The following is a 12851-nucleotide window of genomic DNA, read 5'->3' on the forward strand; positions in this document are numbered from 1 at the left end:
AAAAAGCCTTTCTGTTTTTAGTGTCCAAAGGCGATTTGCTTAACATTTTAGGGCTGTTGGGGATTCTCTAACAGCCCTTTTTGTATGTAACCGAAAACAAGTTAAACTAATAAAATGAGAAAAAAACAGCTAATTTTATTGTTGTCGTCAATAGCCATTGCAATGACAACTCTGGCACAAAACCCGATTGAAAGGGTAGAGCCACCCTTTTGGTGGGTAGGCATGAACAATCCTAACCTACAACTTTTGATCTATGGAAAAGATATTTCCAAAGCTCGAGTAACAGTAAATAACCCTAATGTTGAATTACTTGGGGTAGAAAAAGTTGAAAATCAAAATTATCTATTCTTAAACCTTGCTGTAAAAAAAGATGCTAAGCCTGGCATGGTGAAAATCGAATTTGATTTTCCTAAAGGAAAGCAATTCATTTACAGTTACGAGCTGAAGCCTCGCCAGGAAGGTTCGGCCAACAGGAAGGGATTTGATAATACCGATGTGGTTTACCTGGTCTACCCCGATAGGTTCTCAAATGGTGACCCTACTAACGACGAAGTTGATGGATATCCTGATAAGCTGGATAGAAAAGACCCCTATGCTCGACATGGTGGTGACATTAAAGGCATTGAAAATCACTTGGATTATTTTAAACAGCTTGGCGTTACAGCACTTTGGCTAAATCCTGTTTTAGAAAATAATCAACCAGCCTGGTCTTACCACGGATACGCTATAACCGATTTTTATAAGGTTGACCCTCGATTAGGTAGCAACGATTCTTATAGAAGTTTTGTGGCAAAAGCTCATGAGAATGGCTTAAAGGTTATTAAGGACATGGTGTTTAATCATTGTGGGAGCCAACACTGGTGGATGAAGGATGTACCTATGAAAAGCTGGTTTAACCTTTACCCCGACTACAAACGAACCAACTACCGAATACCTACAACTTTCGACCCTCATGCTTCCGTTGCCGACAGCAGCATTATGGCTAATGGCTGGTTCGATGGTCATATGCCCGACCTTAATCAACGTAACCCTTACTTGGCCAACTACCTTATACAGAACAGTATTTGGTGGATTGAATTTGCTGGTTTAGATGGTATTCGAATGGATACTCACCCATACTGCGATAAGCACTTTATGTCGCGCTGGTGTGATGCTGTAAAAAACGAATATCCTAACTTTAGTATAGTTGGTGAAACCTGGGTGAATTATCCATCATGGGTAGCCTACTGGCAAAAAGATGCACCAAATCGCGATGGCTATAACTCTAACCTTGAAATCGTAATGGATTTTCCATTAATGATTGCCTTACAGAAAGCGTTTGATGAAAAGGACGGCTGGGACACTGGTCTTGCACGAATTTATGAAATACTCGCCCACGATTTTTTATACCCAAATCCTAACAAGCTCTTCATCTTTGCCGATAATCATGATATAGGCCGTTTTCAACCCGACTCATCCATGGCATTGGGTCGCCTTAAGCTAGCCATGGCGTTTTTGCTTACAACACGTGGCATACCTCAAATTTACTATGGTACTGAAATCCTACTACCTGGAGACAAATCCAAAGGTGGCGATGGGGATATTCGTCGCGATTTTCCTGGAGGTTGGGCCAACGACAACAAATCGGCTTTCACCTCAGAGGGTAGAACAAAGCGCCAAAATGAAATATGGAATTATATGTCGACAATACTTAGCTGGCGCAAAACTGCATCTGCAATTCATAATGGGAAATTAACCCATTTCATCCCCGAAAATGGGGTTTACGTTTACTTTCGTCATAACGAGGAACAAGTGGTTATGGTTATCCTTCATAATGGATACCAGCCCAAAGTTTTAGATACTTCCAGATTTGCTGAGTTCCTTTCAAATAAAAGCTATGGAACAGACATCATAACGGGTAAGAGGTTGGATGACCTTTCAAAAATTCAACTTTCACCTCGTTCTGCCATGATAATTGAAATAAAGTAAAAAAAACGAAAAATCGTAAAAGTATGAAATTCAGATTATTAATATTGATTATTGCAACTTTTTTGCCAAGTTCTTGTCAAAAGAGTGTGATGCTCGATGATGCCACAAATGAACCATTAGTTACTAATCCTTTAACTGCTATTCAGCTGGCAGGAGATAGCACACTGGTTTACTTAACAGATTACTTTCCTGATCCATCAAAAATTGATTCGGTATCAGTACCATCGCCATTTAATTTCCGCCTATCTAGCGATAAAGCATTCCTTGCTTTAAAAGTTGATAACCAAAAATTACCTATTCTTTCAACAATATTCATATGGTCGAAAGGCGATAAGTACTGCTTACTGGTTAGGAAGAACAGGAAATTGCCTGTTACATTCACGTATAACCCTAAGGGTAGAAAGGTCAGCAAGGTTCAACTAGCAGGTCAAATTAACGATTGGAACCCCAATGCTACTAATCTAACTTTCGATGGCAAATTGTACAAAACCACTATGCTGTTGAATCCTGGAAGGTATCACTATCAGGTAGTTGTCGATGGCAAGTGGATGCTCGACCCTTCAAATCCTGTTAAAGAGGATAACGGAATGGGCGGCTTTAACTCCGTTCTAACTGTGGGAAATACAAACCCAGAACTACTTCCTAAACTTGTTCCATTTTCCACAAATGGTAATAGAATACAAATTAAAGTTAAAGGTGAAATTGATAAACTTATCGTTCTATGGCAGAATTACTTACTTGACGATAAGTTCATTAAGTTAAATGATGATGTTTTTGAAATTACTATTCCTGAAAATGCACGTTTCTATAAACGATCGCATATACGGATTTGGAGTTATAATCAGTATGGCGAATCAAACAATCTGTTAATCCCGCTCGAAGGGGATAGGGTAGTTACCAATCCCTCGCAACTTACACGAAGCGATAAACATGCTCAGGTTATGTATTTTCTTATGGTTGACCGTTTTTATAACGGCAATCCTAATAACGATTTTAAAGTTGATGACCCCGAGGTTCATCCTAAAGCAAACTACCACGGCGGTGATTTAAAAGGTGTTACACAAAAAATTAAGGATGGGTATTTTACTCAATTGGGAATCAACACGATATGGCTGTCGCCAATTACCCAAAACCCTTTGGGTGCCTGGGGACTTTATCCTGAACCTCGAACCAAATTTTCAGGTTATCATGGATACTGGCCAATTTCTTCAACTAAAGTTGATTTCAGGTTTGGAACCGAAAAAGAGCTAAATGAGCTTATTGATGAGGCTCATAAACGCAACATGAATGTGATTCTCGATTATGTTGCAAACCATGTTCATAAGGAGCATCCGCTATATAAGAACCACCCCGATTGGGCTACTTCGCTTTACTTACCCGATGGCACTTTAAATACTGAGAAGTGGGATGAATATCGCCTTACAACGTGGTTCGACACCTTTCTTCCAACCCTTGATCTTGAACGCCCCGAAGTTTATGAACCCATGACCGATTCGGCACTGTTCTGGGTTACCCATTACGATCTCGATGGGTTCCGACATGATGCTACAAAGCATATCCATGAGAATTTTTGGCGTAGGCTTACACAGAAAATCAAGCTAACCATACCCAACAAATCTGTATACCAAATTGGCGAGACTTATGGTAGCTATGAGCTTATTGCAAGCTACATTGGCAGCGGCATGCTCGATGCTCAGTTCGATTTCAACGTTTACGATGCAGCTGTATCTGCATTTGCCCGAAGCGATTACCCCTTCAATAAGCTCGATGCTGCTTTGCACCAAACCTTTAGCTATTTTGGTTGGGTGAATCTAATGGGGTATATCTCCAGCAATCAGGATAGAGCTCGTTTTATTTCCTACGCTGGAGGCGATTTAAGATTCGATGAGGATGCCAAAAAAGCAGGCTGGACGCGTGAAATTGGCGTTGGCGACACGCTAGCATATTCAAAGTTGTGCATGCTTAACGCTTTTAATATGACCATTCCGGGTATCCCAACCATTTACTATGGCGATGAGTTTGGCATGCCTGGCGGCAACGACCCCGATAACCGCCGCATGATGAAATTTGACGGGCTAACGCCTCTGGAGAAAAAAACTTTTGAAACAGTTACCAAGCTGGTTAAAATTCGGAGGAATAATCTTGCACTTGTTTATGGTGACTTTCAAACGCTATTAGCAAACGGTGATGTTTATGTTTATTCTCGTAAGTATTTTGAGAACAACGCAGTAGTGCTTTTTAATAAATCGAAAAATAAGAAAGTAATTGAAATTAAAATCACTGATTACCTGTTAAATACACACTTTTACTCGAACTTCAATTCTAAATTTTTGGTTCAAAACGGAAAACTTAAAGTAACGCTAAAACCATTTAGCTTCGAAATTCTCACATCAAAGATTTAACAGTAAGAAATTAAAATAACAGGGGGTCAGATGTAATCTGGCCTTCTTTTTTAAAGAATTTAAAAAGAAAAAGCCCAGCATTTCTGCTGGGCTATCTGGTGATTCAGCTGGGGCTCGAACCCAGGACCCCATCCTTAAAAGGGATGTGCTCTACCAGCTGAGCTACTGAATCTACCGCTATTTTAAAAGAACTTGTTTCCCTTGTTTCGCGATGCAAAAATAGAGGCTTTCTTTAAAATGACCAAATATTTTTTCGTTTTTTTTTAAGAAAAATTACTTAGTTTTTGACACTCAGCGAAATAAATTTTTCAACTCGTTGTGTTTATTTTCATTTAACACTTATTTATTATCAAATGGCAAAATAAGTGTTAGTTTAGCATGAGTTTTTGAAATTGTTGAATAAAGATTTAAAAAATAAACTAATCAAACTTTACTCATGAAACCATTTAAACACCTTAGAAACAAAGTGGTAGTTATTACAGGAGCTTCATCAGGAATAGGAGAAGCACTAACTTATGAATTTGCCAAATATAAATGCAACATAGTTATTGGTGCTCGAGATTTTAAAAAACTATCTGAAATATCAGAAAATCTAAATAATAATGGTGTTAAAGTTATTCCTGTAAAAACAGATGTTACGCAAGAGCATGATTGCAAAAATCTTATTGACGAAACAGTGAAGGCTTTTGGTAGAATTGATATCCTAATTAATAATGCAGGTGTTTCAATGCGGGCTCTTTTTAAGGATGTCGACTTAAGCGTTATACATAGGCTAATGGATGTTAATTTCTGGGGAACCGTTTATTGCACAAAATACGCACTTCCATATTTGATCGATGCGAAAGGATCGGTAGTAGGAGTTAGCTCCATTGCAGGTTTCCATGGTTTACCTGGTAGATGCGGATATTCAGCATCAAAATTTGCCATGCATGGTTTCCTTGAAACATTAAGAATCGAAAATTTAAAAAATGGCTTGCACGTTATGATTGCTGCTCCAAGTTTTACAGCAACAAACGTACGCTACTCAGCACTTACAGCCGATGGCACGCCCCAAGGAAAATCGCCCCGCGATGAGAAAAAGATGCTGACTCCAGAGGAGGTTGCTCAAAAAATCGTTAAGGGTATTGTTAACAAGCGTAGAAATCTCATCATGGGAATTGATGGCAAAATTTCAGTGCTAGCTCAAAGAATTCTTCCTAAAGTTATCGACCACCTGCTATATCGATACATGGCTAAAGAGCCTGACTCGCCATTTAAGTAGAATTAATCGCTTGTTTTTTAGCCTGATTTTTCCTTACTTAGGTAAAAATTAAGACATGAACAGTATTGCTCATATATTTGAATCGATATGGGGCCATCTAACAGCTGTACTTTGGATTGTTTATCTCTTTACTGTTCTTTCAACTGCAATAATGATAATCCATGAGAAACGGGACCCAGCAAAAACATCAACCTGGGTTCTACTTTTAATTACTCTTCCGATTCTTGGGTTATTACTTTACATTGTTTTTGGCCAAAACCGTAGAAAGGAAAAGCTTTTTAGCCGTAAGGAAATTCAGGACATTGAGCAAATAGAGTATTTGAGCCATAGGCAAATTATTAGGTTTAAAAAGAAAACCGACGTCCAAGCTAAACTCGCGGAACATTCAAGCATCATTACTCTCCTTCTAAACAATAGTAAAGCACTTTTAACCGAAATGAACGATGTTTCAATATTTCATTCCGGGAAAGAGGCTTTTGATTCAATTATCAGCTCGTTATACGCTGCAAAGACTAGTATTCACATAGAGTTTTACATAATAAGCAACGATAAAATCGGAAATCGAATTAAAAACATTCTCATAACCAAAGCAAAGGAGGGAGTTAAGGTTCGTGTTCTTTTCGACGATGTGGGTAGCTGGAGCCTGCCCAAAAGGTATGTTAGGGAATTAAAAGAGGCTGGAGTAGAAATTCATCCATTTATGGAGGTCCGTTTCCCCTTGCTAACCAGCAAGGTTAATTATAGAAATCACCGTAAAGTAGTTGTCATTGATGGCAAAATTGGATACCTTGGTGGAATGAATATTGCCGATAGGTATATCGAAGGTACCCGACGACTTGGACAATGGTCCGACACCATGCTAAAAATTGAAGGGGAAGCGGTTCATTCCCTTCAGGTTATCTTTCTTATTGATTGGTTCTTTGTAACAGGCGATGTTGTAAAGGAACGCGAAATGTACTTCCCAAAACCTCAAGTATCTGCGTTTCACCCCTTACAAATAGTAACTAGCGGGCCCGATTCCGATTGGGCGAGTATTATGCAGGCGTTTTTCCATGCCATCACCCGAGCAAAAAAGCATATTTATATTTCTACACCATACTTTATTCCAAACGAAAGCATTTTAACGGCTCTTAAAACATCTGCTCTTAGCGGTGTCGATATTAAGCTGATTCTTCCGGGCAAATCCGATTCTACTGTAGTTTACTGGAGTTCACTTTCGTATGTTGCAGAACTTTTAGAGGCAGGAATTAACATTTATCTCTACCAGGATGGATTTAACCATTCTAAAATAATGATGATTGATAGCAGCATTGCTATGGTTGGTTCGGCAAATATGGATATTCGTAGCTTTGAAGACAATTTTGAGGTTGCCGCGTTTATTTATGACGAAACCATTACTCAAAAACTTGAAAGGAACTTTAAAGCAAACCTTTCAAAGTGTAAACATATTACGCTTGACATCTGGAATGCTCGTCCCCTAAAGAGTAGCTTTAAGGAGTCGTTAGCCCGTTTAATTAGCCCTCTGTTTTAAAATAGCACGATATTTGTTTTAGCAATTACGTTAATTTAAATCTGAGAAAAATGAAAAAGCTACTATTTATTCTTGTGCTCGTAGGCTTCTCGCTTACATCAAGCGCTCAATTCTTACGCTTTGGCGTAAAAGGAGGTGTGAGTTCCACTAATGTTAAGTTTGATAAAACAACCATCGACAATGGGGTTAACAGCTATCTCATTGAGCAAGGCGATGCTAAGCTTGGCATGCACCTTGGCTTTTTTGCTCGTATACAGGTAATGGGCTTTTTTGCTCAACCCGAATTACTCTTCTCACACTCTCAAGGTGAAGTGGTACTCAACGATCTGACTGCTAGTCAGGTGTATAACGAAACGCAAAAATTCAATAAGGTTGATATTCCCGTTTTGGTAGGATGGAAATTTGGCCCTGCTCGAATAGGCTTTGGTCCAGTAGCAACGGTTTTGCTTTCTGAAAACGATGGCCTAAAGGACAAGCTTACCGATTTAACAAATCAAACAGTTAAAAACAACTTTAACTCAGCAACTTTTGGCTACCAAATAGGCTTGGGACTCGATATTCTTAAAAAGGTAACATTAGACGTGAGGTACGAGGGAAATTTAAGCAAGTTAGGTTCTGGCATAACAATTGGTAATAACGAGTATTCTTTCGATCAACGAAATCCTCAAATCCTTTTTAGCGCTGGAATTTTCTTCTAATTATTAAAAATGTTATACTTTTCTTAAGGTCGCAATTTCTATTGCGACCTTTATCATGTAAAAACATCAGTTTATACAAAAATTTAATACGTTTAAGGAAATCTTTAACAAATTTATCTTAAAAGCTTGTTTTTAGATGTAAAAATTAAAATATTTGATTGAATTTGAATTGGTATATAATAATGTCTCCTGTTACCCTAATATTATCCTTAATTGGAGTAGTAGTGCTATCCTCAAGTGTTACTTACTGGTTAGCTTGTAAGGTTAATTTAAAAAACTCATCTAATAAAATTAATTCCAATATTCAATTAAATATGCAGATAGAACAGCTTAGGAACGAAGTTCAGAATTTAAAAATTAGTAATAAAGATCTTCAAATTAAAAATGATGAGCTGATGAGTGTACTATCAAAAGCGCACCTTGAAATTCAACGTTTAGAAAGTTCTGTTCATCATGCCAAAATAAAAGCAGAAGAGGCCGATATTTTAAAGTCTAACTTTTTGGCGAACATGAGCCATGAGATTAGAACACCAATGAATGGTATCTTAGGCTTTGTTCAGCTCTTAAAAGATGAAAATTCTCCTGAAAAGAGAGAAAGGTATATTGATATTATTTACCACAATGGAATGATGCTGGTAAATTTAATTGATGACATTATCGATCTCTCAAAAATTGATGCTGGGCAGCTGAGCATTAATCTAGCCGACTGCAATTTAGACAACTTAATGTTTGAAGTGTACACATTCTTTAATGAGATTAAGTTTAAACAGGAAAAAGAGCACATCAATATAAGGCTATTGAATCTTAACGACGATGAGCGAAATATCCTATATACGGATGCACAACGCTTAAGGCAAGTGCTTGTAAATCTTATAAGCAATGCCTTGAAATTTACAGAGAGGGGTAGTATTGAATTTGGATATGTTATTAATGATGAAAATAGCAATATTGAGTTCTTTGTAAGAGATACAGGAATAGGAATACCTAAGGATAAGCAAGAGATTATTTTTGATAAGTTTCGTCAGATTGAAGAGGGGTCAACACGTAAGTATGGCGGAACTGGAATAGGGCTTTATATCACAAAGCATGTAATTGAACTTTTAGGTGGCAGAATCTGGTTTGAATCAGAGGTAGGAAAAGGCACAACATTCCATTTTACCTTACCTTATCATGAATCTAAGAGTGTAACCGACGGATCGGTAATCTTCAAGGCAAAAGTTCCTGAATATGATTGGACTGGTAAGACCATTTTGATAGCCGAAGATATAGAAACAAACTATAAGTACCTGGCAACCATACTTGCCGATACTAACGCAACATTACTATGGGCAAAAAATGGAAAAGAAACAATCGATTTAGTTCTGGAAGGTACAAAAGTAGACCTTATACTTATGGATATTCAAATGCCTCAAATCGATGGTTATCAGGCTACTACACAAATAAGGCATCACTTTCCATCACTTCCAATAATTGCTCAAACAGCCTATGCTCTACCTCACGATAACTTGAAATGCTTTGAGGTAGGTTGTAACGATTACATATCAAAACCTATTAGTCCAATCCTACTAAAAAAGAAGATAAATGATCAGTTAAACATACGGGTTAAAACGCTTTAACTACCTCTCTTATCTTCACTAGTCGTTCAAGTAATCCTTCCAAGTGATTTAAATTTAGCATATTTGCACCATCGGAAAGAGCTTCTGCAGGGTTAAAATGTGTCTCCATAAAAAGTCCGTCGACGCCAGTTGCTATCGCAGCGCGTGCTATGGTTTCAATCATCTCGGGTCTGCCTCCAGTAACTCCAGATGTTTGATTGGGTTGCTGTAATGAATGAGTTACATCAACAACTACCGGGAAGCCAAATGATTTCATTATGGGGATAGCACGAAAATCAACTATAAGATCGTGATACCCAAACATGGTACCCCTGTCGGTGAGTATTACATTGTTATTTCCAGAATCAACAACCTTTTGAGCAGCAAATCGCATGGAATCGGGCGAAACGAATTGCCCTTTTTTTATGTTGACAAATTTGCCAGTTTTAGCAGCAGCTACAAGCAAATCGGTTTGGCGACAAAGGAATGCGGGGATTTGGAGTACATCAACATATTCAGCAGCCATTTCGGCTTCTGGCGCGCTATGTATATCGGTTACAATTGGCAATCCGAATTTCTTTTTTACTTCTCCAAGAATTTTAAGTGCCTTCTCATCACCAATTCCTGAGAATGAATCAATTCTTGACCGATTTGCCTTTCTATAAGAGGCTTTAAATATGTAAGGTATTTTAAACTTATCAGTTATTTTTGCCACCGTTTCTGCAATCCTAAGCACATTGCTTTCACTTTCTACCACACAAGGTCCGGCCATTAAAAAGAAATTGTTTGTTTCTAAATGTTTAATGCCAGTGATATTTGCTAAATTACTCATATATAAATGTTTATTTGTTGTACTTGTTTTTCCAATAGGCTTTTATCCTACTTGCAATTTCTTGCTCTCGCGGATTGTTTTGAGGTTTATAAATTATTGTCCCCGATAGTTTCTCGGGGAAGAATTCTTGCTCAATGAAGTTATTATCATACGCATGAGCATACTTATAATCGGCTCCGTAACCAATATCTTTCATCAGCTTAGTAGGGGCATTGCGAAGATGTAAAGGAACCGGTTGGTTGCCTGTTTTTTTAACAATACTCTGTGCAGCTTTAATGGCATCGTAGGCTGAATTACTTTTGGGACTTGTTGCAAGGTAAATTGTTGCTTCAGAAAGGATTATACGAGCCTCAGGCATACCAATCATTTGCACAGCTTGAAAACAGCTTGTAGCCATAAGCAGCGCGTTAGGATTCGCTAGCCCAATATCTTCTGATGCAAGAATAACCAGTCGTCGAGCAATGAACTTAGGATCTTCCCCTCCTTCTATCATTCTTGCTAACCAGTAAACCGCTGCATTAGGATCGCTTCCTCGAACCGACTTAATAAAAGCTGATATGATATCATAATGCTGTTCACCATTCTTGTCGTATTGAACTAAGTTCTGCTGGAGAACATTTATTACTTTCTCGTTTGTTATAACAACTTGATTATCCGAATTATATGTCGATGTAACTAACTCGATTATGTTATAAAGTTTTCTTGCATCACCGCCAGAAAACCTAAATAACGCCTCTTTTTCTTTCAGTTCAAACTTATATTTCTTAAGTTCTAGATCATTCTCGGTTGCTCTAATATAGAGCTTTTCTAGCTCTTCATCGGAAAGAGGCTTAAGAATGTAAACCTGGCATCGTGAAAGTAAAGGTGTTATAACCTCAAACGAAGGATTCTCAGTAGTTGCCCCAATTAGAGTGAATACTCCTTGCTCAACTGCCCCAAGCAATGAGTCCTGCTGTGACTTCGAGAATCGGTGAATTTCATCAATAAAAAGAATAGGCGGGGGAGTGTTAAAGAACTTTTGGGACTTTGCCTTTTCTATTACTTCTCTAACATCTTTCACTCCTGAGCTAATAGCACTCAAGGTATAAAAAGGTCTGTTAAGCTCGTTTGTCACTACTTTGGCAAGCGTTGTTTTTCCAACTCCAGGAGGTCCCCATAAAATAAATGACGAGATACTGCCCCTATTAATCATTTCACGAATAATTCCATCTTTTCCTACAAGATGCTCCTGACCTATGTAGTCCTCTAACTTTTTAGGGCGCATTCGTTCTGCTAACGGGGCATAACTCATAATTTATTTTTTTTTACAAAATTAGGCATTTAAAATGTATCTTTACTGTTGCTTCAAAATAAAGTTGATTTTATACTTTTTTTATTATTATTTTGTTTAAAATGACTTAAACCGACATGTTATGAAAAAATTTAAAGGATTAGTGCTTGCTTCCATACTTCTTGTGCCTATTGCCACTTTCTCACAAGAGGATGTTGTGGATTTTCTTTCTGGAAGCCTTAACGATGCTAACAAGCTAAGCAAAGCGTATTTGGAACCCTTTGGAAAAAGCTTAGGAATGAGTTTGAACTCTGGTTGGTATAATTCAGCCAACCCTCACGGACTTCTTGGTTTTGATATTACTTTTACCATGCCAATAACAATTCCAGTTTCATCTGACAAAACCTTTAATATCAATGATTTAAACTTAGAATACTGGGAAGTTAAAACAGGAAGCAGCAGCACAACGCCCACAGTAGTTGGAGGTAAATCTAGTTCCACGGTTCTAACCGATAAGCTATCGGGAACAGCCGAACTTAATGTGCCTGGTGGTGCTAACCTGCAATTTATCCCTGCTCCAATTATTCAGGTTGCTAAAGGCCTCCCGTTTAATACTGAAATAGTAGGTAGGTATTTTCCTAAGGTTAACATTTCTGGAGTTGGCAATTTCGGATTATGGGGGATTGGTATAAAAAATGAGTTCAAGGAGTATATCCCATTTTTTAAACGACTACCGTTTAGCATGTCTGTTTTTGTTGGATATACACAGTTCACATCTACTTTCGATATAAATAAAGCTCAAAAGCAAAAACTTGAATTCAAATCATCGGGATACACTGCTCGACTATTGGTTTCTAAGTCAATTCCTGTTCTTACAGTTTATGGTGGGCTTGGGTATAATCACTCTAAAACCGATATCTCTGTTCTAGGAACTTATAACACAGCCGATTTGGGAACTTTAACCGATCCCATTTCTTTAAACTTTGCGAACAATGGTTTTGCTGCCAATCTTGGACTAAGGCTTAAGTTGGCCATATTGGCTTTCCATTTCGACTATTCATTAGGAGAGTACGGAATATTTAATGCTGGTGTTGGAATTAATTTTAGATAAAGATTAATTAAGATAAAGCATTTTTTGGTTAATTATTACTATTACTATTTAAAGATGCATTAGTTATTTCTAGTGCATCTTTTTTTTAGCCTGAAGCCTTATCAAAATAAATTAAAATTTCTCCGAGCTCTATAATGATTATGCTTGTTTTCACAATCTTCTTATTCAAATATATTGGTTAGT

9 protein-coding genes and 1 tRNA gene are annotated in these 12851 nt (G+C 37.7%); 7 read left to right on the forward strand and 3 right to left on the reverse strand.

Annotation, left to right across the window (positions count from 1 at the left end; translation table 11 throughout):
- The first annotated feature begins 114 nt into the window (after positions 1–114).
- Together FHG85_RS06705 and FHG85_RS06710 are read left to right on the forward strand one after the other, a co-directional pair.
- Positions 115–1968 carry a glycoside hydrolase family 13 protein gene (locus tag FHG85_RS06705; RefSeq protein ID WP_173074243.1) on the forward strand — a complete coding sequence of 618 codons (1854 nt, stop codon included), beginning with the start codon at positions 115–117 and terminating at the stop codon, positions 1966–1968.
- A gap of 23 nt (positions 1969–1991) precedes the next feature.
- Positions 1992–4370 (forward strand): alpha-amylase family glycosyl hydrolase, encoded by a 2379-nt coding sequence (locus FHG85_RS06710; RefSeq protein ID WP_173074245.1) that lies wholly within the window; start codon positions 1992–1994, stop codon positions 4368–4370.
- Positions 4371–4466: 96 nt separating this feature from the next.
- Here FHG85_RS06710 and FHG85_RS06715 read toward each other — a convergent pair.
- A tRNA-Lys gene (locus FHG85_RS06715) sits at positions 4467–4542 on the reverse strand.
- A gap of 264 nt (positions 4543–4806) precedes the next feature.
- Between FHG85_RS06715 and FHG85_RS06720 the strand changes: the two genes are divergently transcribed.
- The 4 genes from FHG85_RS06720 (at position 4807) to FHG85_RS06735 (ending at position 9476) form a co-directional block, all read left to right on the forward strand.
- Positions 4807–5631: an SDR family oxidoreductase gene (locus tag FHG85_RS06720; protein ID WP_173074247.1), complete on the forward strand. Its 825-nt coding sequence runs from the start codon at positions 4807–4809 to the stop codon at positions 5629–5631.
- Positions 5632–5686: 55 nt separating this feature from the next.
- Positions 5687–7162, forward strand: coding sequence for a cardiolipin synthase (cls, locus tag FHG85_RS06725; RefSeq protein ID WP_173074250.1), 1476 nt, complete (start codon positions 5687–5689; stop codon positions 7160–7162).
- Positions 7163–7212: 50 nt separating this feature from the next.
- Complete coding sequence (locus tag FHG85_RS06730) at positions 7213–7860, forward strand: porin family protein (protein ID WP_173074252.1); 648 nt, start codon at positions 7213–7215, stop codon at positions 7858–7860.
- 314 nt (positions 7861–8174) lie between these two features.
- The gene (locus tag FHG85_RS06735) at positions 8175–9476 is read left to right on the forward strand and encodes a hybrid sensor histidine kinase/response regulator (RefSeq protein ID WP_173074254.1); all 1302 of its coding nucleotides are present in this window, start codon (positions 8175–8177) and stop codon (positions 9474–9476) included.
- Here FHG85_RS06735 and kdsA read toward each other — a convergent pair.
- Entirely contained in the window at positions 9463–10287 is an 825-nt protein-coding gene (gene kdsA, locus FHG85_RS06740; RefSeq protein ID WP_173074256.1) for a 3-deoxy-8-phosphooctulonate synthase, read from the reverse strand. The genes FHG85_RS06735 and kdsA overlap by 14 nt on opposite strands.
- Before the next feature lie 10 nt (positions 10288–10297).
- A complete protein-coding gene (locus FHG85_RS06745; protein WP_173074258.1) occupies positions 10298–11578 on the reverse strand; it encodes a replication-associated recombination protein A in 1281 nt (426 codons plus the stop codon).
- Between the two features lie 121 nt (positions 11579–11699).
- Between FHG85_RS06745 and FHG85_RS06750 the strand changes: the two genes are divergently transcribed.
- Entirely contained in the window at positions 11700–12668 is a 969-nt protein-coding gene (locus FHG85_RS06750; protein ID WP_173074260.1) for a DUF6588 family protein, read from the forward strand.
- The last annotated feature ends 183 nt before the right edge of the window (positions 12669–12851 follow it).

Source organism: Tenuifilum thalassicum, assembly GCF_013265555.1.
In the GTDB taxonomy this organism is placed as follows: domain Bacteria; phylum Bacteroidota; class Bacteroidia; order Bacteroidales; family Tenuifilaceae; genus Tenuifilum; species Tenuifilum thalassicum.